Consider the following 25,702-nt stretch of genomic DNA (forward strand, 5'->3'; position numbering starts at 1 on the left):
ATGTGGTTCGTCCCCGATCCCATCACGCTCGCGCCGGCGGCCAAGGCCAACCTCGGCAAGAAGATGGAGCTGTATACCGGCATGATGGAGAACATGGATTTTCACGTTGGCCGGCTCATCGATCATCTCAAGAAGATCGGTGAGTATGACAATACCCTATTCATCGTGTTCGGCGACAATGGTGCCGAGGGCAACGATTTGTTCAAGATGATCGCGGGCTCGCCCGGGTCGCGTGACTTCCTCTTCGCGGCGATCAAGTGGTCGCAGACCCACCCGAATGCCTGGGGCGATCCGGGCTCCTATGTCAGCTATGGCCCGATGTGGGCACAGGTGTCAATGACGCCCTTCAGTCAGTACAAGGGCTGGGTGGCGGAGGGCGGCATCCGCAACGCACTCATCGTCAGCGGTCCGACGGTCGAACGGCCAAAGGGGAGTATCAACCATGGGCTCATGCACGTGGCCGATATCATGCCGACCCTTCTGGAGATTGCCGGCGTCGATTACCCAAAGAGCAATGCGGGGCGACCGGTCCCCAGGCTCATCGGCCATTCCTGGAACCGCGTGTTGAGAGGACAGGCGCAGTCGCCGCGCGGCGCGCAAGACTATCTCGCCTGGGAACTCTTTGGCAATCGCGCGGTGCGGCAGGGGGAGTGGAAGCTGCGTTGGCAATACAAGCCGTTTGGCAAGGCCGCGTGGGAGCTTTTCAACCTCGCCGCGGACCCCGCCGAGCGCAAGGACCTGGCCGCTGAGCGCCCCGACAAGGTGCGCCAGATGGTTGGGCTCTGGGACAGCTATGTCCGCACCAATAACGTGATCCTGCCCAGCCGCTCCACGTTTGAAACCCTTGAGGATCAGCTTCCGCCGCGTGTCCCGGACGACCCTGGCTATCCGCCGCTGGTCCATAAGCGGCAGTTCGTGCCACCCGCCGACATGGTGGCCGATCCTAAGCCTTGAGCGTTGCCGATCCACGAATGACTGATTCCTCAAGAAGGCTGGAGATCTCATGTACACAAACGAAGCTCAGATGAAACAGGCGGCCGGGTGGTCCTGGTTGGCGGTCATTACGCTGCTCGCCATGGGCGTGCTAAGGCCGGCGGTCGCCCAAACGCCGGCGCGCTTCTATTGGGATACCCTGTCGGGTTCCAATGCGGTGCCGCTCATCTTCGAATCGATCAATGGCAACACCAATCCCTTCGATCCGGCGCATATCGTGACACCGAATGCGGACTTTAACGCCACCATGGCCATCGCCGGTTACGCGCGCACCTTTTCATTGTTCGATCGCTCGGCCATGGCGGCCATCCTCCTGCCCATGGGGCGCATCTCGGGCGACGTGACCGTGGCCGGCAGGACGTTCCGCCAATCGGCCAGCGGCTTTGGCGACCCGATGCTCGAGTTCAACATCAATGTCCTGGGTCCACCGGCGCAGAAGAACATCCCTGACGTCATGCGCTACGAGCCGGGATTCTCCGTGGACCTGCTGGCCGACCTGGCGCTGCCAATCGGCGAATACAACAGCAAACAACCACTGAACCTTGGCCAGAACCGCTGGTATGGGCGCTTCGGTCTGCCCGTCACCTGGCAGCTTGGTCCATGGGTGCCGGGCCGGCGAACGACCCTGGAGCTACTGCCCGCCGTTTGGCTCTTCGGCGACAATTCCAATTTTGTCGGGCAGACCATGAAGACAGCGCCGATGTTTCAGTTGGACGCGCACCTGACGCGCGACCTCACCGAGAACTTATGGGCTTCGCTGGACGGTGCCTGGTTCAGCGGCGGCAAGGCGACCATCAATGGCGTCTCCGGCAAGCCACTCAATAACATCGGTGTCGGTCTCACGCTCGGCTATGTGATCAATAATAACCTGAATCTGACCCTCGGTTACAAGTCGACGATTAACGATAATGCCCCTGATGCGCTGCGCATGGATGGCTTCATGGCTACGCTCGTGTACGGATGGCATCCCCTCATTGAAGGCTCGCGAAGACTCAAGAGCGAGTAGCCGGGCCATCCTGATGGACCTCAGGCGGTATATTCCTCAAAGATATCGCGGAACCGGGCATGGTGCTCCAGGAAGGTCGCCAGAATGGCCGGATCAAAGTGCGCAGGCGCAGTGCGGCCGTCGCCGTGGGTTATGATGTCCATGGTCTGGCGATGGTCGAGGGGGGGCTTGTATGGGCGACGGCTGCGCAGCGCGTCATAGATGTCGCAGATGTTCATGATGCGCGCTGCCAGCGGAATGGCCTCACCGCGCAGGCCCTGCGGATAACCCCCGCCATCCCAACGCTCGTGGTGGCTCAGCGCGATCTCGGCGCCCATCTTGAGATAGGGCGAGGTGCCGTTGCCGAGGATCCGGGCGCCCATCGTGGTGTGTTGCCGCATGATCTCCCACTCGTCCGGCGTCAAGGCGCCCGGCTTGAGCAGCACCCGGTCGGGGATGCCGATCTTGCCGATGTCGTGCATCGGGCTCGCGAAAAAAATCGTATCCACGAAGCCGCTATCCAGGCCGAGCAGTCCGGCCAGCACACGGCTGAAGGCGCTGATACGCTGCACGTGAGAGCCAAGGTCCTCATCCTTGTGCTCCGCCGCGCGCGTCATGGTGAAAATGGTTTCCAGATAGCTGTCCTGCAGGGCGCTGGTCCGCTCCAGCACGCGTTGTTCCAGCGCGTCGTTGCATTGGTGCAATTCATTGTGCAGCAGGCGCACCTCCAGCAGGTTGCGCACCCGCGCCAGTACCTCGGGCAGCTCGAATGGCTTGCTGACGAAATCGCGTGCGCCGGCTTTAAGCGCCAGCAGCTTTTGTCCTGGTTGGGCGCTGATCACCAGCACCGGCAGGTATCCGTCCGGTTCGATCGCCTTGAGCCCTTCCATTACCTGGAAGCCGTCCATCTCCGGCATCAGCAGATCGAGCAGGATGAGGTCGTAGCGATGCTGGGCATGCAGGGCGCAGACGGTGCACGGGTCCATCGTCGAGGTGACGGAGCGATACCCGGCGGAACCCAGCATGCGTGTGAGCAATGTGACATTCACTTCCAGATCGTCAACGATCAGGATGCCGGCGTTCAGAATTGCCGATGGATCGATCATAGTCAATCGCTCTCTTCATAGTTTGCCGGGTCGCCGGCGTCAGTCGTATCGTCCAGCGTCGGCGCCGTTAGGGAATCATCGCTCACGCTCAATTCAAACCAGAAGGTGCTGCCCATCCCGATGGCACTGTCCACCCCGATGACACCCCCCATCAGTTCCACCAGCCGCTTGGCCAGCACCAGGCCGATCCCCGTGCCTTCCTCGCCGCCCGTCTCCTGCCCGAGGCGATTGAACGCCTGAAAGAGCTGCGCCAGTTGCTCCGGGGCCAGTCCCGCCCCGGTGTCTCTGACGCTCACGCGCACGCGTCCCGGCGCCGCCGCGGCGCAGTCCACCTCGACCGTTCCCGTCCCCTCCGTGTTGTTATATTTGATCGCGTTGGACAGCAGGTTGATCAGCACCTGCTTCACCCGCAGCGGATCGGCATAGACACTATAGGGCGTATCGCACTGGCGGATAGTGACCTGAATGCCACGCTGGCGCGCTTGCGGCACGATCATGTCCCGGCACTCGCGGATCACCTGCGCCAGCAACACGGGCTGCAATGCTATCGGGGTCAGCGCCACCGGTGTCAGCGACACCGGCGTCAGAGACCCTGGCGCCCGTGCGGACTCGACCTTCTCGAGATTCAGTATCTCGTTGATCAAACTCAGCAGATGCCAGCCGGCCTGAATGATCTGGGTGATGCTCTCCTGTTGGGTGGGGGTCGGCGGTGAGGTATCGAACTCCAGCAGTTGGGCGAAGCCGAGGATGGCATTGAGCGGGCTGCGCAGCTCATGGGTCATGCAGGAAAGGAATTCGGACTTGGCGCGATTGGCGCGATCGGCCTCAGACCTGGCGCACTCCAACTCATGGGTCCGCATCTCGACCAGTTGCTCCAGGTGGTGGCGATGGTGATCCAGTTCCTCGGCGTCGTGCTTCGCCTCGGTGATGTCCTCGTAGACACCCAGCAGGCCGATGACCTGATGGCCTTCATCACGCACCGACACCTTTGAGGTGCGCAGCCAGATCCGGTTACCGTCGGGCGTCGACTGCGGCTCCTCATAATTCAGCTTGGGATGGCCAGACGCCATCACCGCCTGATCGTCGGCGCGATAGATGTCGGCCTGATCTGCCCATGCCAGGTCACGGTCCGTCTTACCGATGAGATCGTCCGAATCGGAGCATCCGGCATCTTTCGCGAATTGGGGATTACAGCCCAGATAGCGCGAATCGCGGTCCTTCCAGAAGACGCGGGCCGGCACACTTTCCAGGACCGACTGGAGCAGGTCGCGGGATTTCTGAAGCGCGATCTCCACCTGTTTGCGTTCAGTGATGTCGGTATGCGTGATGACCGCGCCCCCGGCATCGCGTACCAGCGGCGTGACACTCATCTTGAACCAGCGTTGTTGCTGAGGCGAATGACAGGGAAGCTCCATGTGGAAGTCACTCAGGCGCCCATCCAATACGGCGCGAATGCCGTTGCCGGCGCATAGGGCGTCATCATCCAATGCGCAGTCGGTGCTGCTCCAGCAGACCGCCAGATAATCGGCGCCGATGCCGGTGCCCGGTGTCGGCTGGCCCGGTTCGATCCCATTCTCCGACGCGACCCGCTGCCAAGGCATGTTGACCGCAAGGATGACTCCTTCGCGATCTACGACGGCGATTTCGGCGCTGACTGAGTCCAGGATCGTGCGATTGAACGCCAGGCTCTCGCGCAGTGACTGCTGCGCTCGTGCCTCGTCAAGGGCGCGGGTCAAGACTGGGCCGACTTGCGACAGTTGATGCTTTAGGACATAGTCGATCGCCCCCTGGCGTAGCGCCTCAAAGGCGGCGGACTCCGGGATGGTGCCGGAAACGAAGATGAACGGTACCTCGGGGCAGCGCGCGTGGGCCAGCGCCAGCGCGCTTTGGCCAGAATACAAGGGGAGGGTCCAGTCGGCCAGGATAGCGTCGGGTAACCGTTCGTTGAGTGCAGCAGTGAGTCCCGGCGCGTCCTCCACCCGTCGTATCACGATAGCGAGGCCGAGCTCCGCCAAGGCATCGGCGATCAGTTCGGCATCGGTTGCCGAGTCCTCGACCAGGATCAAATCGATGGGGTGCCGCGGCACCCGCTCTTGAGCGCTCATCGGGTGTCGCCGGGAGCGCGGTTGAGCAGCATCCAATAGAGCCCCATCTGACCTACGACCGACATGAATGCCTCTGATTCGACCGGTTTGACCAGATAACTGTTGACCCCCAGGTCGTAGGCGCGCACCACGTCCACCTCCTCGTGGGAGGAGGTTAGCACCACCACCGGGAGGCGGCGCGTGCGCTCATCGGCGCGCAGGGCGCGCAACACATCGAGCCCATCCACCCGCGGCAGCCGCAGATCGAGCAGGACAAGGCGCAGGCGGTTGCCGGCCGCGGCCGCTTCGGCGCCGTGGCCGAACAGAAAGTCGAGTGCCTCGGCACCGTCCTTGACCCACTGCACCTGGTTGACCAGACGCGCCTGGCGCAGCGCGTCCATGGTCATTTCGGCATCGGCGGCGTTGTCTTCCACCAATAGGATCTGCAATTCCTGCTCATGCTTCTTCATGCTATGGGTCCTGCGTAACGGGGGGGGTGACGGATGGCAGGGGCAGGGCGAAGTGCAGCGTAGCGCCCGCGTCCGGGGTGCCCTCGCCCCAGATACGGCCGTGGTGGCGTTGCAGGATGCGTGCGACGATGGCCAGACCGCAGCCGACACCCTCGAATTCATCCTCGCGGTGCAGCCGCTGGAAGACACCAAACAGCTTGCCGGCATACTGCATGTCGAAACCGGCGCCATCGTCCTTGACCCAATAGAGGCATTCCCCGCCTTGCGTGTGGCCGCCGACCTCGATGTGTGCGGTCTGGCGTCGGCGCGAGAACTTGAAGGCATTGCTGAGCAGGTTCACCCAGACCTGCCGCATCATGGCGGCGTCGCCCCAGGCGCGCGGTAGTGGGGCGCAGGCAAAGACGATTGAGCGCTGCGGTTCGGCGGCGCGCAGTTCGTCGGCCACGCCCGTAACCATGGCGCCCATGTCCAGCGGTTGCAGGACGACCTCGCGCCGTCCCATGCGCGAGAATGCCAGCAGATTGTCGATCAATCGCCCCATGCGCTGCGCGTTGTCCCGCACCACCTGGAGTTGGCGTCGCCCCTCCTCGTCGAGCCGCTCGCCATAGCCGATGATCACCTTGCGCGAGAAGCCATCGATGGCGCGCAGGGGCGCACGCAGGTCGTGGGAGACCGAGTAGGCGAAGTCCTCCAACTCCTTGTTGGCCTCCAAGAGTGCGGCGTTCTTCTCCTGCAGCACCTGTTCCAGGCATAAGTGTTCTGTGATGTCCCGGGCGGCGGCAAACACCCCCTGGAGTTTTCTGTCCCGATCATAGAAGGTGGTGGCATTGTAGGAGACCACGGTCTCCTTCCCATCGCGGGAGCGTGCGGTGAGCTCGTAATTGGTGATCTTCTTTTCGCTCAGTACCTGTTTGATGCCCGCCTCGGCCCGCGCCGGATCGGTGAAGCAGTTGCTGAACGGGGCGCCGATCAGTTCGTCGCGCGTGCAGCCGGTGAGTGCCTCCATCTGTTTGTTGACGTCAGTGATGATGCCGAATTGATCGGTAGTCATGAGCGCGTCGCTGTTGGATTCGAAGAGCGAGCGCGTATAAAATTGATGGTCGCGCAGGCGCTGACTGAGCACCTGCTGCTCGGCCTCGACCTGCTTGCGCGCGGTGTTGTCGGTACCGATCAGCAGGTAGCCGATGATGGCGTCCTGCGCGTCGCGCAGCGCCGTCACCGACACCACGGCCGGGAAACGGCTGCCGTCCTGGCGGATGTAGGTCAGCTCGTAGATGTCCTCGATGCCGCGTGAGGCCTTGAAGACCAAGGCCTCGAAGCCCGGCGTGATCGGGGTTTCCAGCTCAACGCTCAACGCCTTGGCGCGGGCGATCACCTCCTGAGGATCGGAGATGTCGGCCGGGGTGATCTTGTTCACCACGTCGGCGGCGTCGTAGCCCAGCATGCGCTCTGCGCCGACGTTGAAGATCTGGATGACGCCCTGCGCGTCGGTGGCGATGCTGGAGAAATTGGCGCTATTGAAGATCGCGTCCTGCAAGGCCCCGGTCTTCAGCAACGCCTCCTGGCGTCGGATCTCGGCGCGGCCGGTCGGTGGGCCGTCGGTGGGTGTGGGATTGGCTGGATCGCGGATTGCGTGGGTCATCGCCGGCAGCTCGTGTGGTGTGACTGAGCGAGGCTTCGTCCCCGACGGAAGCGTCGAAGGCGGCGTTGGGCGGCCCGGGCTGGGCCTTGATGGGTGTATCGGTCCCGGTCGTTGGTCGGGTCTGCGGACCCGCCGGCCCTGACCGACATGGTAGACCTACCCCGCGTGCGTTGCTGGCGGACGTCAGGCCGGTCGCCCGGAATCAAAGACGCGGTAACGGGTCTTGCCCTCCATCTTGGCCTGATATATGGCCTGGGTTCGAGCCCTCCTGGCGGTTTGCCTGCACCAGGGTCCTCAACTGTTCAAGCACGGCAGCACCCAGGTCGTCGAGTTCACCCAGCCTCGCCAGCGCCTGCGGGGCCTGGCCCGTGGCATGGAGTACACACAACTCGGCCGCCAGCGTATGCGCCCGCTGGTGCAGCGGGGTAATGGCCTGGAAGGCCGGCTGTGCGCCATGACGGCTGCGGCCCTGCGCATTCAGCCATTGGCCGAATGGGCACTGGTGGTGATCCAGCGACGGTGGGGTGTCGCGCTCGCCCTTGAGATGGCTGACCAAGGCGGCCATCCAGGCACGGTGCTCGGTGCTCGCAAAGAGCAGCGGTAAGTCGTCATGGTCGAGTGTCGGCAGTTCGACCCAGCTCGGGGCGGGCCGCCAGGTCGCCGCCCAGCCCGGCAGATCGGCGGCCGGCATCGGATAGGCAATGCCGTAGCCCTGGGCCAACTCGCAGCCGAGTTGCAGCAGCAACTCGCCGTGCTCCACCGTCTCCACCCCTTCAGCGATGACCTGGCAGTGGAAGGCGATGGCCAGGCCAAGCACGCCGTTGAGAATCGCCAGGTCATACGGGTCGTCGAGCATGCCCCGAACGAAGCTCTGGTCGAGCTTGAGTTCACGCACCGGCAGGCGTTTGAGATAGGTCAGCGAGGAGTAACCCGTACCAAAGTCATCCAGCGCAAACCACACCCCGATGCCGCGGCAGGCATTGATGACTTGGGAGACGTGGGCCAAGTCTGCCAGCGCGCTGGTTTCCAGTACCTCCAGTTCGAGGTCGCCTGGGCGCAGATGGGGATGCGCCGCCAGCAGTTTGCGCAGGCGTTGGACGAATTCGGGACGTTGCAGCTGGCGGGCGTCGACATTGACGCTGACCGGGAGTGTCAGTCCGAGCGCCTGCCAGGACTCCATCTGGGTCAGGGCGGTGGAGATCACCCACTCGCCGATCTCCACCGCCAACGCGTCATCTTCGATCAGCGGCAGAAACTGCGCCGGCGACAGCAGCCCGTGTTGCGGGTGTTGCCAGCGGATCAGGGCCTCGGCCCCGATGAGCGTGCCGGTGCGCATGTTCACTTTGGGCTGATAATGCAGCACGAATTCGTGTGAGGTCAGGGCACGCCGGACCTGTTGCAGACCTTCGTGGCGATCGCGAACGCTGCTGTCCGCCGCGGTGTCGAAGACCAGGTAGCGGCCCTTACCGGCCAATTTGGCCTGATACATGGCCTGGTGGGCCTGGCGCAGCAGTTGCTCCGCATCGATCGCCAGCGGCTGCGGGTAGAAGGTGATGCCGAGACTGGCGGTGACCTGGAGTACGCACTCGCCGACCGGCACCGGCTGGGCTGTCGCAGCGAGCAGCTGGGTGATCATGGGCAGAGCGGTCTGGAGGTGGGCCATGTCGGGTAGTATGGCGACGAACTCGTCCCCACCCACACGGGCGAGGATGTCGCCTTCGCGCAGGACATGCCTGACGCGGGTCGCCGTGGCGATCAGCAATTGGTCGCCGGCCTCGTGCCCATGGTGGTCGTTGATGGACTTGAAACCGTCCAGATCGAGGCAGGCCACCGCCAGCGGGCGCGTCTGCTGCTGGGCCTGGGCGATGGCCTGTTGCAGACGGTCGGTCAGCAGCACCCGCTGCGGCAGGCCGGTCAGCGCATCATAGTGTGCAATGTCCGAGAGTAGCGCCACGTACTGTCGGATGTGACCCTGGGCGTCGAACACGGCGTTGATGGTTTCCATCACGGCATACACCTCGCCGCTCTTGCGCCGGTTCCAGACCTCTCCATACCAGTGACCCTTCTCCATCAGATCGCGCCACAGGGTGGCGTAGAACCCCTTTTCCTGCCGGCCGGAACTCAGCATGCGCGGGTTCTGCCCCAGGGACTCGTCGCGGCTGTAACTGGTGATCCGGCTGAAGGCGTCGTTGACATCAATGATCGTGCCGTGGGCGTCGGTGATCATGATGCCCTCGCGGGCATGGGTGAAGACGCTGGCGGCGAGGTGGAGTCTTTCTTCGGCCCGGCGGCGCTCGGTGATGTCCAGGAAGGTCACGACCGCCCCGGTCACCACCCCGTCGAGGACTTGTGGATATGACCAATACTCGGCAGGAAAGGCCGTGCCGTCGCGACGCCACAGCACCTCATCGTCCACGTGCATCCGCTCTCCGGTGGCGAAGGCCTTGAAGATACGGCATTCTTCGACGGGAAAGTGGGTGCCGTCCGCATGTTTTCCGTGAATCTGCCAGTGCATGTTCTTGCCCAGCAGGTCTTGCGGGTGCCGGTATCCCAGGAGCTGGAGGCAGGCGTTATTGCAGAAGGTGCAGTTGCCGTCCAGGTTGATGCCGTAGATCGCTTCGGCGGTGGAATTGAGCAGGAGGTGGGTCCGGTCTTGGCTCTCCCTCACTAATTCCTGGTTCTGCCTGATCTCTGCGGTCAGTGCCTCGGCAATGCGCACGGCGTTGGTGCGCGTATTGATCACCGAGCGCAGCAACCAGAACAGCAGGCCGCTGAGCGCCAGGCCGGCGGCGAGGGTCCACCAGACGGGTGCGTAACCGATGCCGGGGGCCGAGACGGTGGGCGTGAATGCCAGCAGCCAGTGCCGGTCGTTGAAGTCGAGTGCTCGCTGTTGGTAGAAGTGCGAATGGACGTTCGGTGTCGCGGTCGGTTTGCTGTCGAACAGCCGTGCGGCCGGCGAGGCCTCCCGACCATCGTAGATGGCCAGGTCGACGCCCTTGCCTGCATGGTCCTCCCAATCGCCGAGCATGCCGGCCATCAGATCATTCATGCGGTAGGGGCTGTAGGCCCAGCCGACCAGGGCGGCCCGCCGCTCTTCGAGGGTATCGACCGGTGCCCCGTTGCGATAGACGGGGACATACATGAGGGCCCCAGCCTGGACCTGGATGCCGGTCTCCTGCACCAGTTCGACCTTGCCGGACAGGGCCGCCGCGCCGGTGTCGCGCGCCTGCTCCATGGCGGCCCGGCGCACCGGCTCGGAGTACATATCGTAGCCAAAGGCGCGCAGATTGCGGTCGTTGAAAGGCTCCAGATAGATGATGGAGGTATAGAGTGCGCGGCTGCCGGGCGGGCGGATGGCGTAGTCGGGGAAGCCTTCGGCACGGATGCGCTCGATATGGGTGGCCAGTCGCTCCGGGGGTATGACCTCGGCAAAGCCGATCCCCTGCACGCCGGGGACACTACCGCTCGCCTGCAGGGTTGCCACATAGGCCCGCCACTCGTTGCGCTCCACCGAGATCGACGCGGCATAAAGGGCGGCACCGCCCCGCAGGATCAGCGCATAGGCGCGCAGGCGTTCCTGGACCTTGAGGGTGATTTGGTCGCAGTCGAAGGCGAACTGCCGTGCAGCCTCGCGCTCGATGCCCTGTTTGACCTGCGCCGTGGCGAGCAGGCTTGCCAGCAACCCGCAGGCCAGCGTGGCCCAGGCGAGTATGCTCTTGGATCGGCTGAATTTGAACATTAACGCTAGGCGTTATAGATGGCGCCGATTACTACGCAATGGTAGGCGGTACATAAATCAGTCTTCTGAGGTTTTTCATCGCCGCTGCTCCTGCATCTCAAGACCCTAGTGCCTTGTCGATGATGCTGACCAAGTCCGTGCTCTGGAAAGGCTTGATTAAGTACTCGCTGACATTGAGGTCGGCCGCGTCCCGGATGCTATCAAGGGTGCCATGGCCGGTCAGGATAATCACCAGGGTATGGTTGTCCTGTGCTCGAAGATTCCGCAACGTCGTAATGCCATCCATGACCGGCATTTCCAGGTCGAGAAGAATCAAATCCGGGTTCTGCTGCTCATGCAGCAGCATGCCGTCGGCACCGTTGACCGCACAGAAGACCTGATAGCCTGCGCGTTCCAGTATGCGCCGTGTCAGTTGCAGCAGCGACAGGTCGTCGTCGATGACGAGTATCTTGCGGTGCGCCAGTTCTTCGTTCATGTGCTATTCCTGCCCCTGGTTGGTGGCGTGATTGATCTGGCCTTGAACATCGGGATGACGGACCGTCTATGCGGACAGCAATAGTCCCTCCAGGTGGCGAGCAACCGACTCCTGCGCGTTGCTGCCGATCACCTGGAGTGCGGGCAGGGCGGCCCGCAGGCGTGGGTCCGCATTTCCCATGATGATCCCGGTGCCGGCGCACTGGAGCAGCTCCAGGTCGTTCATGCCGTCACCGAAGGCGAGTACCGCGTCGAGTCCGATGCCGAGCCGCTGCGCGACGCGCTTGAGCGCCGCCCCTTTGGACACGCCGCGGGCCATGATCTCCAGCGTCACGGGGAGCGAGAAGGTGGTGTGGACCCGGTCGCCGAAACGCGCGCGGATGGATTGCTCCAGCGGCTGCAGCTGCTCCGGTGCGCCGTAGAAGAAGACCTTGAGTACCCCACTGCCGTCGATGTTGCGCAGATCCACCACCCGGTAGCCGAATCCAGAGGCCTGGTGGAATTGCAGCAGATAGGGTTCTGGACGGTCCACCAGCCAGTCATCGGTGCGATAGACATTGGTGTGGACATCTGCCGGTACGCCCGCGTTGATGAGTGCGAGTGCATCTGCCGGGTCGAGGGGGTGGCAATCGACCAGACGCAGCTCCCGATCATGGACCGCGGCACCGTTGGATGAAATCAGGCAGCCGTGGCGGCCAAGTTGGTCCGCCAGGGTGCGGATGTCCTGGAAGTGCCGCCCCGAGGCCAGCATTACCTCAATGCCCTGCGCGCGCAGCCGCTCAAGGACGCACCGGGTGTAGGCGCCGAGCCGATGCTCGGGGTTGAGCAGGGTGCCGTCGAGGTCGCAGACGATGAGTGGGAACATGGGCTTCACCATGAAAGTCGCGCCGGGAGTGCGCTCCAATTCTCCCTCCCCTTTTTTTTGGGGGGGGCCGGGGAGAGGGGTGTCGCGGGCGTCATGACCGTCGTCTGCAATCAGGTCAGTTGGGCTTCGAGTACGACCAGGCTGCGGGCGCCCACACGGATGCGCCTGAGGGGGGGCTCACCGGGGTCGGGAACCGGGTCGAAGAGCGGGGCGGCGGTGCCCGGTGGAAAGACCCCCGGTTCGGCCATAGTGTCGACCGTCAGGGTCCAGCGCCGGCCGGGCAGGGGCGGGACCGCGAAGTCCAGTGGGTCCTGCCACATGTTGAGCACGACGTGCAGTGGGGGTTCGTCGGGGCTGACCCCGGCCAGGGTGAAGGCCAGCGCCCGATTCCCCGGATTCGTCCAGCCGGGGAGGTCGAGATTCATCCCGTGCCAGGTGATGTCCGGGAGGCTCAGGCCGGGGTCCGGCGCGCCGGTGAGGAAACGGTCGCGGGTGAGGCTCGGGTGACGGCGGCGCAGGCCGATCAGGCCGCGCACATAGTCGAACATGGGCCGCTGCGGCTGCACCTGGCTCCAGTCGAACCAGGAGCGTTCATTGTCCTGGCAGTAGGTGTTGTTGTTGCCGTCCTTGCTGCGCAGGATCTCGTCTCCCGACAGGATCATGGGCACGCCCTGGCTCAGCATCAGGATGCCGATGAAATTGCGCGCTTGGCGGCGGCGCAGCCGCAGGACTTCGGGGTCGTCGGTCGGCCCCTCGATCCCGCAGTTCCAACTGATGTTGTTGTCGCTCCCGTCCCGGTTCTCCTCGCCGTTGGCCTGATTGCGCTTGGTCTCGAAGCTCACCAGGTCCCAGAGGTTGAAGCCGTCGTGACAGGTGACGAAGTTCACCGAGTTGACGGGCCGCCGCCCGCGCACCTCGTACATGTCGCTGGAGCCGGCCAGCCTGGTGGCCACTTCCGGGATCAGGCCCGGCTCGCCGCGCACGAAGGCACGCATCAGGTCGCGGTAGCGCCCGTTCCACTCGGCCCAGCGAAAGCCCGGGAAGTCGCCCACCTGATAGAGCCCGGCGGCGTCCCAGGCCTCGGCGATGATGTGGGTGCGGTTCAAGGCCGGGGCCAGTTCGGTCGCCCACAGGATGGGTGCGTGATACAGCGGGTTGCCGTCCTCGCCCCGGGCGAGCGCGCTGGCCAGGTCGAAGCGGAAGCCGTCCACATGCATCCGCCGCACCCAGTAGAGGAGTGCATCCACCAGGAAGCGGGTGACGATCGGGTGGTTGCAGTTCACCGTGTTGCCGCAGCCGGTGTAGTCGCGGTATAGGCGCCGATCGCTGAAGTCCAGGTGATAGAAGACCTCGTTACCCAGACCCTTGAAATTGATAGTAGGTCCGGCCGCGCCGCCCTCTGCCGTGTGGTTGAAGACCACGTCCAGGATCACGCCGATGCCGGCGCGGTGCAGGGCCTTGACCATGTCCCGGAACTCGTCGCGGGCGCGCGCCGGCTCGTGGGCGAAGTGCGGGTGGGGGGCGAAGAAGCTGTGGGTGCTATAGCCCCAGTAGTTCTGGTGCCCCAGGGCGGCGGTGGCGGGCGGGACGTCCTGGCAATCGAAGGCCATGATGGGCAGGAGTTCCACATGGGTGATGCCCAGCTCGGCCAGATAGGGGATCTTGTCGATCAGCCCCCGGTAGGTGCCGGGGTGCGCGACCCCGGATGACGGGTGGCGGGTGAAGCCGCCCAGGTGCATCTCGTAGATCACCGACTCGTTGAGCGGGATGTGCAGCGGGCGGTCGTCCTCCCAGTCGTAGTCGTCGCGCAGCACTTGGGCGCGCATGGCGGTGGCGCAATTGTCCCCCGGCCGGCAGGCGCGCGCCCGGTCCCACAGCCGGTCGCTCACGGTCGTGGCCCAGGGGTCCAGCAGGGCCTTACCGGGGTCGATCCGGGCGCCGCTCTCGCGGGTATCGCAGCGCCCGGCGGCGCGCCAGTTGTACCAGGTGCCGCTCGGCAGGCCCACGACCAGGCAATGCCAGAAAAAGAAGGTGTGGTTGACCCGCGGATCGAGCTCGATGACCTGGAAGGGCGTGATCGCCTCCTCCCGGTCGAACAGCAGGAGCTCCATCCGCTCGGCGTAGCGGCTGAAGACGCAGAAATTGACCCCGTCGTCGACGAAGGCGGCCCCGCCCTGGTCCCAATTGCCTGGCTGGACGCGATATTCTTGTTGGATCATGGAGTATTCTCTGCGCTGCCGGGACTGTTTCATGGTGGATTTTAACCCCGTGTCCGCGCGCCGCCTTGCATTTTTCCGCTTGGTCGATAACCTGCTTGATCGCGTGCCGCGCGTTGCCCGCCGCCTAAGTCGTTCTCCCCCGGAATCCTCATGACCATCCTCTCCCTCGAATCCGTTGCCCTGTCCTACGGCCTGCCGCCCCTGCTGGAGTCGGTCTCCTTCGCCATCGACCGTGGCGAGCGGGTCTGTCTCATCGGGCGCAACGGGACCGGCAAGTCCACCCTGCTCAAGATCATCACCGGGGAGGTCCACCCGGACGGGGGGGAGGTGCGGTTCGGCCAGGGCATGACCGTGGCGCGGCTGGCCCAGGAGGTGCCGCTGCATGAAGACGCGAGCGTCTTCGACGTGGTGGCCGAGGGTCTGGGCGACCTGGGCCTGCTGGTGCGCGACTACTTCCACCTGTCGCACCACATGACGGCGCAGACGACGGACGACGAATTGGCCCAGTTGGCGCGCATCCAACAGCAGTTGGACGACCGCGGCGGTTGGGAGATCGAACAGCGTACCGAGCGGGTCATCTCCCGCCTGGGGCTCAATGCCGAGACCCCCTTCAATGCGCTGTCCGGCGGGCTCAAGCGACGGGTGCTCCTGGCCCAGGCACTGGTAAAGGGGCCGGACCTGCTGCTGCTCGACGAGCCGACCAACCATCTGGACATCGAGTCCATCGACTGGCTGGAGGGTTTTCTCAAGGACTTTCAGGGTGGGCTCCTGTTCGTCACCCATGACCGGCGCTTCCTGCAACGCGTCGCCACCCGCATCCTGGAACTGGACCGCGGGCGCATCACCGACTGGCCGGGCGACTATGCCAACTATCTGCGCCGCAAGGAGGAGCGCCGTCACGCCGAGTCCCAGGCCAATGCGCTTTTCGACCGCCGCCTGGCCGATGAGGAGGTGTGGATTCGCCAGGGTGTGAAGGCACGGCGTACCCGCAACGAGGGCCGGGTGCGCGCACTGGAGGCGATGCGCCAGGAGCGCATGGAGCGGCGCGAGCAGCAGGGCACGGCGCGCCTGCGGCTCAGCGAGGCGGACCGCTCCGGCAAGCTGGTGGCGGAGGCCGATGGCGTCACCTATGGCTGGGGCGGTGAGCCGGTGATCCGGGACCTCAGTACCCTGATCCTGCGCGGGGACAAGGTCGGCATCATCGGGCCCAACGGGGTTGGCAAGAGTACCCTATTGCGGCTGTTGCTCGGTGACTTGGAGCCGCAGACCGGGACCATCCGCCGCGGCACCAATCTACAGGTCGCCTATTTCGACCAGATGCGAGCCCAACTCGACCCCGAACGCACCGTCCAGGACAACGTGGCCGAAGGCAGCGACCAGGTGATGGTGGACGGCCAGAGCCGCCACGTACTGTCCTATCTGCGTGACTTCCTGTTCAGCCCGGAGCGCGCCCGCCAGCCGGTCAGGGCACTCTCAGGAGGGGAGCGTAACCGCCTGCTGCTCGCCAAGCTCTTTACCCGCCCGGCCAACCTGCTGGTGTTGGACGAACCCACCAACGATCTCGATACCGAGACCCTGGAGTTGTTGGAAGAGTTGTTGGTCTCATTCGCCGGGACCGTCCTGCTGGTGAGCCATGACCGCGCCTTGCTGGACAATGTGGTCACCAGTTCGCTGGTGTTCGAAGGGGATGGCGTGGTGCAGGACTATGTGGGTGGCTATGAGGACTGGTTGCGTCAGCGTGCTCAGCCGCCCACGCCTCAGCCGAAATCCCTGGCGTCCGCCGCTGCTTCCGCTCCTCCCACGGCCGAGCCCAAGCGCTCGGTGGTGAAGCTGAGCTTCAAAGAGAACAAGGAGCTGACGGAACTGCCGGCGCGCATCGAGTCACTGGAGACCGAGCAGGCGTCATTGAGCACCCGCCTGGCCGATCCGGCCATCTATCAGGGTGACAGCGCGGCCGTGGCGACCATCCGGGAGCGGCTCGGGGCGATTGAGATCGAGCTGGCGGCGGCCTATGTCCGCTGGGAGGCGCTGGAGGCGCGGCGGTAGCCATTATTCACTTTATTTGAAATACGCTGAATTTCCCACCGCGGGAACTGGTCATGACTGACTTGGGCGCCCAGTCAGCAGGTACCGGTCCTTTGGAAACCCACCACTGTATCCCCAGGAGTTGGGCGCTCGAAAAGACGCTTGCAATGTGCGCTTGTTTACGCAGCGACGCCACGATATTGAAGCGCTTAATGACTTCCGGGGGTGGCGTGCCGAGGTTCATCCCGGAACGGATCACCCACAACGGTCGTTCACAAAACGCCGGAAACATCAGATAAGGGTCGTTATCGGACAGCTGTACGACCTCGCCCGGGTGGGAATTGTTGCGTACAAACAGGGCGGCATCGTAGAGTCCGCGCGGCAGCTTCAGGTCCATCGCGTTTTGTGACCAGATTATTCCCGATTGGACCGAGCTGCCATACCAGATGATCGGCAGTGTGCAAAGAATTAGCGCGGCACTGATGGTGGCGAACGAGTACTTGGCTCGCAGCGCATCGCCTACCCACAAACCGACGATGACTCCGATCCACACAGTAATCGCCCAGACCGGCCATACGAAGGTCTTGTGGAAGACCTCAAAGGGATCGCCTGGCCCGGAATTTGGAGTCGTCGCGAGGGCCAGGATGAGATGCGGGATTATGATCCACAATGGGAACCACGCAAGCGGCTTCGAGATCAACTGGCGGGTTCCAGCTAACCACCATGCGGGGCCGAGGGCCAGTATTGAGAGGCCGTAATTCGAGAGTAGGAGCATGGGCGCGCCGACCAATAAGATCTTCCCCGCGCCGGGATTATTTCCGAACAGGTTCTGCCACATCAAACGAGGCTCGGCAGGGAAATTGGCTAGAATAGCCTGCAAATTGACCCTGAAGCCCGAAGTTGAAAATGCCAGCGTCGGCGCGTCAGCGATGTGCGCCATGAACGCTAGCGCTGCGACATAACTGCCAACGGTTGCCGCGATTAATGATATCCGCGCGCTACCGGATAGCTTGGGATGAAACACCCAGACGAACAGCAGCGGGATCATCGCGTAGGCCAGGAAGATTTGCGACTTGAAGAATGCGCTTAACCCACACAGCAAAAAACCGGCCATGATGGTGTGCCACGACTCCTTCGCCAGTCCGCGCAAGACGAGTGCCCAACCTAATCCCATGGCGGCGACAGCATAGGGGCCAGCCACTCCGACTTGTTGAAAGAAGTTATACCCCGTCCAGCGATTCCCCAGGCCAAAATACGAGGCATCAGGCACGAGCAGCAAGGCGCAGCACGCCAGTAAACCAACCGTTTCACGTCCGGTGAGCAGTTTTCCGAAGCCATACGCCGCAAACCCGGTCAGGACGACTCCCAAGGGGGCGATGAGTGAGGCGGCCAGCGAGTATGCTGTGCCCCCACGCAGGCTGAGTATCGCCGCCGGAATCATATAGCTGGCGTAGTGGTAGACCGACATCGGCTGCCCGGACAGGTCGAAGTTTGATAGCGTGGTGACGCCCTGAGAAAGGCCAAACATTGCCACCAATCGCGCATGAATAAACATGTCCTGCCACGCGTGAACGACGACTTCCTCATTCCCGATGGCCAATGGCCGTAGGTTTTCGATGGACCAGAATCCCGTTGCAAGAATGCAGACCACGGCACACAGAGCGGTCATGGGGCTGACCGTGACGACTGGCATCCGTTGCCTGAATGCCGGTAGTCCCAAGCTGACCAGCAGCAAGGCCAGGCCGAGAACATTTAGGTAGAAGGGGAACGGTGAGAAAAATGCCAGTGCCAGGAGGAGCAGTTCGTAAAGCAGAATGCCAATTGTCAGTACCATCAGGATGTCGATACCCTCGTCATCCTCAAGACCGGCCGCACGGCAGAACAGCGCCCCGAGGGGTAACCCCGAGGCGATCGTCAGAAAGCTGACCGCGAAAACGATTGGGGACCAATCGCCGGATTGAGCTCCTTGCCAAATGCTCAGGCTAAATGCCAGCCCCAGCACGACCGCGAGTGGTTTATACCAATGACGCATATGTAGTACCTGGTCAGTCGTGCCGAAAGGAAACTCCGCGCTACTGCCGATGCCAGCAAGCGCAGCGTCTGCCGCCGCAGTTAGGTCACTCATGGTGGCGCAGTCCGGGGGCTATAATTGTCCAGGATATAGCCTTCAGGCCTAAGATATCTAATTGATATCATACGCCTGCGCCGCTGTTTGGTGCAAGCGCCTGGCGGGCTTGCCCCGCGGATGTCGTGTGCGCCCGGGGCGATGGGGTCGTGGTCCGGGACTGGAACACCCTGATCCTGTGCGGGGGCAAGGTCTGGAGCAACGGACCCAATGGGCTCGGTCGGAGTACCCGCCGACAGTGCCTGTCCGGGGGCTGGAGCCGCGGGGTGAGGTGGCACCGCTCCCAGGTCGCCGCTTTCGATCAGGCGACGATTGACCTGTCCGCGGCACATTGCCGGCGGCTTCAGCAGATCGCCGTCGTACGCACATCATGGCAGCCATTCCGGATGCGCCCACCGACGGGACGACCTACAGCTTACGCGCCACCTTATCAACGCAGGACGTCAATGACAACGTCAATGACATTATGACCTCATACTGGCATCAGGCGTCCAGGAGCATCCTGTCGCCGTTGCCGACCGGCGATCTGTATAACACCGACACCCAGCAGATGATGCTGTATGTTCCGGCAACCAATCACCTGGAGGTCTTCTTCAAGCCCCAGGACAACACTACGCCCAAGCAGCCTCGATTCGTTGAGGTGAAGCTGGACTGATCGTTTCGTCAGCGCTCCGTGTCATCCCTCCGGCCCGGCGCGTTGACCCACGAATAAACTCCGCTCCTGTGGGCCTATAATTCCCCACGCCCCCCACCACTCAGGCACGCCGGCCTTGGTCGTCGTTCCGGCCACGGGCAGGTGTAGGTCGCCCTTCAGGGCGACCAGGCTTGCGCGATGCTGAGTAGTCGCCCTGAAGGGCGACCTACGGCGGCCGGAACGATGATCAAGGCCGCCACGCCCATGCCTCAGGACCTCACCTACTTCGTCAGCTACGCCCGTGCCGACCGGCCCCCGACCGGTCGCCTGCTGGACCTGTTGGCCCCCCGGCTGGCTATCGCCCGCGGCTACCGGTTCTCCCCCTGGATCGACGACCGCATTGAGGTCGGCGAGCGCTGGACCGATGCCATTGGCGCCGCGCTGGCCGGCTGCGATTTCGGCCTCCTGCTCCTCTCCCCGAGCTTCTTCGCCAGCGGATTCATCCGCGGCGAGGAACTGCCGCGGGCGCGGACGGCCGCATGCGATTCTTCACAATCCCACAAGATGGCGGGACGCCCCTTTGTGCGAGCGCTATCGATCATCTTCCCGAAGGCAACTGGGTCACCTGGCACGACCCCGACGGCCCCAACCGCCGCTGGGTGCACTGGAGCCGCGATGCCTGGCGTTGGCTCGGTTGGCACGCCCCGCTGCCGGACGGCGAGCACTGGATGTACCACCCGATGGACGCCTTCCGCGCCGAGGAGACCCCTTGAGGGCGGAACGCTGCCGGCTGTTGCGCCATTTCGATCCGGGGAACCCGGAACGAGTGGGGCGTCACTCCGGTTTGTCCGGCGCAATACCGTACAATGTCCTGAACAACACCTGAGGATACCAAGATGCCGAGCGACTCGGTCCGTACCGCCCGGCTCGAAGCCCGGCTCACCCCGGATGCCTTGGCGATCGTCAAACGGGTAGCCGAGATTCAGGGGCGTAGCGTCAGCGATTTCGTCGTGGCCACCACCACCGAACAGGCGAGGCGAACCATTGAGGAGACCTGCGTCATCCGTCTATCCCTTGAGGATCAGCGCCGCTTCGTCGAACTCTTGCTCAATCCACCCGCGCCGGTTCCCGCGCTGGAGCGGGCGGCGCAGGCCCACGGCGAGTTGATTCAAAGGCAGTGACGGCGCCCTTCTGTACGTTCCGGGCGGGGCATTCGCTTCGCCCGGAACGTTTTCGGCGGTCTCAGCGGGCAAGGCGGTCGGCGCTCGAAACGTTCGGGCCGGGGTCACAGACCGCGGCCCGCGCGTAGGGGCGGGTTTCAAACCCGCCCCTACTGGCACCGGCCTTTAGACCGTCTGCCAGGTGCCATCGTCCCACAGCGCTTCGACGACGGGGTGCGCACCCTTCACCTCTCGCACCACCCCGTGCGCCTCGGCGGCGGCCAGTGCCGTGCGCCAAACGTGCTCTGCGACGGCGGCGGCGCGTTCCTGGGCCTTGTTGCGGTCGGGTCGGTCGGCGATCTCACGCGCGATGTGCCAGGCCTCGTGGGCGCGGTGATAGGCGACCCCGGCCGGGGCGCTCAAGGTCCGGATGAGGACCATCGGCCGCTGCGGGTGTTCGGGGTCGGTGTCGTACATCTCCAGCCGGCCTTCGTTTTCTGTGATTACGCTCATTGGTTGACTCCTGGGCCCGGGTCGCACCGGGCGTGGTGGTGATGCAGCGATAGCGACCCGGCGGCGCGCCGGGTTCGGGATGGTAAAGATTCAGACCGCAATCACTACCTCGCCGTAGCGGACCACGAGCGGGTCCCGACTGAGCAGCCGCAGCGGTTCGGTGATGGCCTGGGCGACCAACAGGCGGTCGAAGGGGTCACGGTGGTGGTCGGGCAGGCGCTCAACCGCCGCGGCGTGCGCCGGGCTGACAGGCAGCAGGTCGTAGCCCGCCTGCCGGAACCAGTCCAGGGCCTCCTCGCCGGAAATCGGCATGTCGTCGCGGCCCAAGGCGTGTTTGATGGCGATCTCCCAGACCGTCGCCGCGCTGACCATGACCTGGTTGGCCGGATCATTGATCAGCGCCCGCGCCTGTTCAGACAGGCGCGGGTCATCCGTCAGTGCCCACAGGGCGATGTGGGTGTCGAGCAGCAATCTCATGGGGATGGTTCGCCCGCAAACAGTTGCTCCACCAAGGCGTTGTTGCGGTCGATGGAGTCGGGGACCTGGAACCGGCCCGCGGCGATACCGATCCGCTGCGCGACAGGTTGCGCCGCCAGTGGTACCAGTCGCGCGGCGGGGCGGCCGTTGCGGGCGATGACGATCTCGGCCTCGACCCCGCTCTCGACGCGCTGCACGAGACGGGACAGTTGGGTCTTCGCCTCCAGAATGTTGACGGTTTGCATGATGCCCTGTCGCGTTGGTCAAGTCTGGTCAGAGTATGGCGAGAGTTTGGCCAAGAGGCAAGGCGGCGTCGCTTGTCGTGCATTCACGCCTGCACTCGGCGCGCCGCTGGCCAGCCCGGGGTGGCTGGCTTACCATCTAGTGTTAGGCCGAGACACCGCGGCGCCCCACCACCTGACGAAGCTCCCCCATGAAATTCACCGTCGATGAATTCCGCGCCTGGCCCCACAAGTGCGTGACCCTGCTCGGTATGTCCGGAGTCGGCAAGACCTGGCTCTCGGACCTCTTGCGCCGCAGCGACTGGTTCCACTACTCGGGCGACTACCGCATCGGCACCCGCTATCTGGACGAGCCGATCCTGGATCTCGTGAAGGCCCATGCCATGCGTGACCCCTTCCTGCGCGACCTGCTGCGCAGTGACTGGATCTTCATCCGAAATAATATCAAAGTGATGGACCTGGGGCCGGTGCTGAGCTTCGTCGGCAAACTGGGGAATCCGGAACTGGGCGGGCTGCCGCTGCCCGAGTTCAGCCGCCGTCAGGCGCTCTACCGGGAGGCGGAGATCGCCGCTATGGGCGACGTGCCCGACTTCATCCGCAAGGCCAAGGACATCTACGGCTACGCCCACCTGGTCAACGACGTGGGCGGCAGCCTGTGCGAACTGGATGAGCCGCGGGTCATCTCGCTGCTCGCCCAGCATAGCCTGATCCTCTACATCCGGGTGCCGGAGGCGGACGAGATCAAGCTGATCCAGCGCGCCCAGGCCGATCCCAAGCCGCTCTACTACCGCCCGGACTTCCTCAAGACTGCGGTGGCGGACTACCTGGCGGAGCGGGGGCTGGAGTATGTGGCGGAGATCGCGCCCGACGACTTCACCCGCTGGGTCTTTCCGCGGCTCTTCCACTCCCGGGTGCCGCGCTACGAGGCCATCGCCCGGCCACACGGCTACACGGTCTCCTCGGAGGAGGTCGCGTTGATCCGCGACGAGCAGGACTTCCTGTACCTCTTGGAGACCGCGATCGTCCGGGCCGGATCGGACGGCTCGGACTGAGCGCCGCCGCCATGCCGATCGTCGCCCATAACCCACTGCCGACCTTCGCCCACCTGCGTGCCGCGGGCCAACAGATCCTGGAACCGGATCGGGCGCTCCACCAGGATATCCGCGAGCTGCACATCGGGCTGCTGAACATGATGCCGGACGCCGCCCTGGAGGCCACCGAGCGCCAGTTCTTTCGGCTGATCGGCCAGAGCAATCAGATCGCCCAGTTCTACGTCCACCCCTTTACGCTCGACGCACTGCCGCGGGCGGAGCGGGCGCGTGAGCACATCCGCCAGTACTACCAGCCATTCGAGCGCATCCGCGAGGACGGGCTGGATGCATTGATCATTACCGGGGCCAATGTGACCGGCCCGGATTTGGCCGGCGAGCCCTTTTGGAAGCCACTGATCGAGGTGGTGGACTGGGCCTGGAACAATGTCAGTTCCACCCTGTGCTCGTGTCTGGCCACCCATGCCGTGCTCCAGTTCCGCCATGGTCAGCGGCGCCGGCCCCTGGGTGAGAAGCGCTGGGGGGTCTTTCCCCATCGGGTGGTGGATCGGGCGCACCCGCTGGTGGGCACCGTCAACACCCTATTCGACGTGCCACACTCGCGGTTCAATGAGATCGGCCGCGACCAGTTCGATGCCGCCGGGCTTCCGGTGCTGGCGGAGAGCGCTGAGGCCGGCGTCCACCTGGCGGTGAGCGCCGATGGCTTCCGGCAGGTCTTCTTCCAGGGTCATCCGGAATACGACACCATCTCGCTGCTCAAGGAGTACAAGCGCGAGGTGAAGCGCTTCGCTGCCGGGGAGCGGCGCGACTATCCGCCCTTTCCCACGGGCTATTTGACCCTGCAGTCCCGTGCCATCCTGGACGAGCACGCGCAGCGCCTGCGCGACGCCCTGGCGGCGGGCCGCGAGCCGCCGCCGCTGCCGGAGGAGCACATCGTCTTCCGCCTGGACAACACCTGGCACGACACCGCCGAGGGGGTGGTGGGTAACTGGATGGGCCTGATCTATCAGGTCACCCATAGCGACCGCAAGCTCCCCTTTATGGACCACATCGACCCGGCGGACCCCTTGGGGTTGGGGCGGCGGGCGCTGCCCTGAGTGCCCCTCTGGTGACACCGCTCCAGCGGTGTCACCCCTGTGTCAGGCGCTCCGCGCCGTCAAGCCGATCAACGGTAACCTGAACGTTTGCTGACAACGCCATACAGGCTGAGATCATCCACTGCGCGTTATCTTGCATCCACAGTCGCGATCCAATGCGACCTTCAACGCAACGATAAGGGCGTAGTAGTGATGAACACACAACCGGTCGACCGTGGCATGGCAAGCGCAGCAAAGCCAACGTTCGGCCGCAGAAACATCTGGACACTGGCCGCCAGCATTCAGCGGAGCCAAAATACACGCCTTTCCCGTCATAAGACGGCCCGTCGTCCAGCCGCTGTCGATTGAGGCATCGCCGCGGGGGTCGCTCGTTCCCAAGGTCCCCTTGGGCGTGCGGTCTGCGAAACTCCGCTTCGCGCGTCCCCCACGGAAAGCAGAGCGTCCGGGAGCGGGCGTGCGTTTTGCGCATCTGCATCCCTGGTGTGGCGCGGCGGTCCTTGCGGGTAGCGGCACGGGTGCGCCACGCGTATCATGCGGCTTCGGATATGCCCCCGGTAGCGGTGGCAACTCCATCGGTCTGCGGCTGCTCCAAGATCCGTGACGTGCTCGTTTTATGGCGTTCGCCCTTGCAGATAGAAATACAGGGTGCCACGTGCTTGACCCTGACCCCATATTCGCGGCTATTCCTGCTTCCTGATTAAATTGCTCATTAGTATCGCTGGTTCAGATAAGCGATCGTCCATTGCCAATTGTGAGAAAGAATATGCAAAATCTCGATACGTCGTTTTATTTTCAACTAAAGGGTTTTCTCAAGAGAATACCATTGTTGGTATCTTTTAAGCGTTTTGTATGGGGTAATTTTAAATGGATCAGGCAACTCATCAGACAACTCGTCTTGCGCGACATCTATTGGCCTTCTCTGTTAAATGATCATACCTTTCGTGCAGAGGTTTTCGATTCTGCGCCGAAAGGCGCGTTGTTGCTGTCTTCGCTAACGGACGAAACATACGTTGTCTCTGTAAATGACAAGACAATTGGGCGTAGAGTATTTCTAAGAGGATCTTTTGATTCTGAAAAGATTGAAAAAACTGTTCAGCTTCTCGGTGGTGATCGTACCAACATGCTGCTAATCGATATTGGTGCAAATATCGGAACCATATGCATTCCAATGATAAAGAGGGGGATATTCAAGAGGGCGATAGCGATAGAGCCGGAGCCTTTTAATTTTTCGCTCCTAAGTGCAAATATTTTTCTAAATGGGCTTGGTGATAAAATAGTTACTCATAATATTGCTTTAGGTAATCAGGCAAATCAAGAGATAAAGTTCGAACTGTCGGACGATAATTTTGGGGATCATCGCGTCAGAGTGAGTGAGGATGGAGGGGTATGTAATGAAGATCTCAGAAAAATCATCGCAGTAGAATCGGACCTGTTTGATAGGCGGATAACAATTGAGAATCCAAATCAGACGCTTATCTGGATCGATGTGCAGGGTTTTGAAGGTTTTGTTTTGGCCGGCGCAACTAATGCGCTTAGGCTAAAAACTCCATTAGTTATAGAGTTTTGGCCATATGGCATGAAAAGATCAGGGTGTTATGAGTTATTAAAAGCCTCAATATTGTCGGCTGGTTATGAGTGTTTCATTGATTTAGATAATGTCGGCTTACCACAGCCGGTTTCCGCTCAAGCACTTGATGTCTTGTATAACAACTTGGGCGAGCACGGTCCGTATACTGACATGCTTCTGCGCTAGTAATGGTATGGGTTTTCGGGCGCCGCCCGTGCGACCGTCGCCTCCATGCC

General features: G+C 63.1%; 21 protein-coding genes and 1 pseudogene. 10 read left to right on the forward strand and 12 right to left on the reverse strand.

Features of this window, described 5'->3' with window-relative positions; genetic code table 11:
- Both QZY44_RS03590 and QZY44_RS03595 read left to right on the forward strand, forming a co-directional pair.
- Window positions 1-954 (forward strand): sulfatase-like hydrolase/transferase (locus tag QZY44_RS03590; protein WP_295442351.1); only part of this gene is annotated, 954 nt, incomplete at its 5' end.
- 49 nt (window positions 955-1,003) lie between these two features.
- Window positions 1,004-1,999, forward strand: a complete 996-nt coding sequence (locus tag QZY44_RS03595) for a transporter (protein ID WP_295442354.1) — start codon at window positions 1,004-1,006, stop codon at window positions 1,997-1,999.
- A 20-nt stretch (window positions 2,000-2,019) separates the two neighbouring features.
- Here the strand turns inward: QZY44_RS03595 and QZY44_RS03600 are convergent, their stop codons facing one another.
- From QZY44_RS03600 to glgX, 8 genes are all read right to left on the reverse strand, one after another.
- Window positions 2,020-3,084, reverse strand: a complete 1,065-nt coding sequence (locus QZY44_RS03600) for an HD domain-containing phosphohydrolase (RefSeq protein WP_295442357.1) — start codon at window positions 3,082-3,084, stop codon at window positions 2,020-2,022.
- A 2-nt stretch (window positions 3,085-3,086) separates the two neighbouring features.
- Complete coding sequence (locus QZY44_RS03605) at window positions 3,087-5,189, reverse strand: ATP-binding protein (RefSeq protein ID WP_295442359.1); 2,103 nt, start codon at window positions 5,187-5,189, stop codon at window positions 3,087-3,089.
- Entirely contained in the window at window positions 5,186-5,638 is a 453-nt protein-coding gene (locus QZY44_RS03610; RefSeq protein ID WP_295442362.1) for a response regulator, read from the reverse strand. The genes QZY44_RS03605 and QZY44_RS03610 overlap by 4 nt, the downstream gene beginning before the upstream one ends.
- Window position 5,639: 1 nt before the next feature.
- On the reverse strand, window positions 5,640-7,280 hold the full coding sequence (locus QZY44_RS03615; protein ID WP_295442365.1) for a PAS domain S-box protein: 1,641 nt from the start codon (window positions 7,278-7,280) through the stop codon (window positions 5,640-5,642).
- Between the two features lie 202 nt (window positions 7,281-7,482).
- Window positions 7,483-11,019: an EAL domain-containing protein gene (locus QZY44_RS03620; protein WP_295442367.1), complete on the reverse strand. Its 3,537-nt coding sequence runs from the start codon at window positions 11,017-11,019 to the stop codon at window positions 7,483-7,485.
- 97 nt (window positions 11,020-11,116) lie between these two features.
- Window positions 11,117-11,494, reverse strand: coding sequence for a response regulator (locus tag QZY44_RS03625; protein WP_295442368.1), 378 nt, complete (start codon window positions 11,492-11,494; stop codon window positions 11,117-11,119).
- Window positions 11,495-11,560: 66 nt separating this feature from the next.
- Window positions 11,561-12,358 carry a Cof-type HAD-IIB family hydrolase gene (locus tag QZY44_RS03630; protein ID WP_295442372.1) on the reverse strand — a complete coding sequence of 266 codons (798 nt, stop codon included), beginning with the start codon at window positions 12,356-12,358 and terminating at the stop codon, window positions 11,561-11,563.
- Window positions 12,359-12,468: 110 nt separating this feature from the next.
- Window positions 12,469-14,577: a glycogen debranching protein GlgX gene (gene glgX, locus QZY44_RS03635; RefSeq protein WP_295442375.1), complete on the reverse strand. Its 2,109-nt coding sequence runs from the start codon at window positions 14,575-14,577 to the stop codon at window positions 12,469-12,471.
- 150 nt (window positions 14,578-14,727) lie between these two features.
- Here glgX and QZY44_RS03640 point away from each other — a divergent pair, with 150 nt between their 5' ends.
- Window positions 14,728-16,623 (forward strand): ATP-binding cassette domain-containing protein, encoded by a 1,896-nt coding sequence (locus QZY44_RS03640; protein ID WP_295442378.1) that lies wholly within the window; start codon window positions 14,728-14,730, stop codon window positions 16,621-16,623.
- A 7-nt stretch (window positions 16,624-16,630) separates the two neighbouring features.
- On the opposite strand, the gene QZY44_RS03645 is transcribed toward QZY44_RS03640, so the two are convergent.
- Window positions 16,631-18,727, reverse strand: coding sequence for a hypothetical protein (locus QZY44_RS03645; protein WP_295442380.1), 2,097 nt, complete (start codon window positions 18,725-18,727; stop codon window positions 16,631-16,633).
- A gap of 370 nt (window positions 18,728-19,097) precedes the next feature.
- On the opposite strand from QZY44_RS03645, the gene QZY44_RS03650 reads away from it, so the two are divergent.
- The 4 genes and pseudogenes from QZY44_RS03650 (at window position 19,098) to QZY44_RS03660 (ending at window position 20,542) form a co-directional block, all read left to right on the forward strand.
- Window positions 19,098-19,382, forward strand: coding sequence for a hypothetical protein (locus QZY44_RS03650; RefSeq protein ID WP_295442383.1), 285 nt, complete (start codon window positions 19,098-19,100; stop codon window positions 19,380-19,382).
- A 243-nt stretch (window positions 19,383-19,625) separates the two neighbouring features.
- Window positions 19,626-19,880 (forward strand): annotated as a pseudogene (locus QZY44_RS35600) (toll/interleukin-1 receptor domain-containing protein); the annotation flags it as partial.
- Between the two features lie 20 nt (window positions 19,881-19,900).
- A complete protein-coding gene (locus QZY44_RS03655; RefSeq protein WP_295442386.1) occupies window positions 19,901-20,134 on the forward strand; it encodes a hypothetical protein in 234 nt (77 codons plus the stop codon).
- A gap of 123 nt (window positions 20,135-20,257) precedes the next feature.
- Window positions 20,258-20,542, forward strand: a complete 285-nt coding sequence (locus tag QZY44_RS03660; RefSeq protein ID WP_295442387.1) for a DUF1778 domain-containing protein — start codon at window positions 20,258-20,260, stop codon at window positions 20,540-20,542.
- A 165-nt stretch (window positions 20,543-20,707) separates the two neighbouring features.
- Here QZY44_RS03660 and QZY44_RS03665 read toward each other — a convergent pair whose 3' ends face one another.
- From QZY44_RS03665 to QZY44_RS03675, 3 genes are all read right to left on the reverse strand, one after another.
- Window positions 20,708-21,034: a hypothetical protein gene (locus tag QZY44_RS03665; RefSeq protein WP_295442390.1), complete on the reverse strand. Its 327-nt coding sequence runs from the start codon at window positions 21,032-21,034 to the stop codon at window positions 20,708-20,710.
- A 90-nt stretch (window positions 21,035-21,124) separates the two neighbouring features.
- Window positions 21,125-21,511 carry a type II toxin-antitoxin system VapC family toxin gene (locus QZY44_RS03670; protein WP_295442392.1) on the reverse strand — a complete coding sequence of 129 codons (387 nt, stop codon included), beginning with the start codon at window positions 21,509-21,511 and terminating at the stop codon, window positions 21,125-21,127.
- Window positions 21,508-21,756 carry a type II toxin-antitoxin system prevent-host-death family antitoxin gene (locus QZY44_RS03675; RefSeq protein WP_295442395.1) on the reverse strand — a complete coding sequence of 83 codons (249 nt, stop codon included), beginning with the start codon at window positions 21,754-21,756 and terminating at the stop codon, window positions 21,508-21,510. The genes QZY44_RS03670 and QZY44_RS03675 overlap by 4 nt, the downstream gene beginning before the upstream one ends.
- Before the next feature lie 188 nt (window positions 21,757-21,944).
- Between QZY44_RS03675 and QZY44_RS03680 the strand changes: the two genes are divergently transcribed.
- From QZY44_RS03680 to QZY44_RS03690, 3 genes are all read left to right on the forward strand, one after another.
- Complete coding sequence (locus tag QZY44_RS03680) at window positions 21,945-22,805, forward strand: ATPase (protein ID WP_295442399.1); 861 nt, start codon at window positions 21,945-21,947, stop codon at window positions 22,803-22,805.
- Between the two features lie 11 nt (window positions 22,806-22,816).
- On the forward strand, window positions 22,817-23,899 hold the full coding sequence (locus tag QZY44_RS03685) for a homoserine O-succinyltransferase (protein ID WP_295442402.1): 1,083 nt from the start codon (window positions 22,817-22,819) through the stop codon (window positions 23,897-23,899).
- Between the two features lie 763 nt (window positions 23,900-24,662).
- Window positions 24,663-25,652, forward strand: a complete 990-nt coding sequence (locus tag QZY44_RS03690; protein ID WP_295442405.1) for an FkbM family methyltransferase — start codon at window positions 24,663-24,665, stop codon at window positions 25,650-25,652.
- Window positions 25,653-25,702: the final 50 nt, after the last annotated feature.

Origin of the sequence: uncultured Thiodictyon sp. (genome assembly GCA_903837595.1) — a bacterium.
GTDB lineage: Bacteria > Pseudomonadota > Gammaproteobacteria > Chromatiales > Chromatiaceae > Thiodictyon.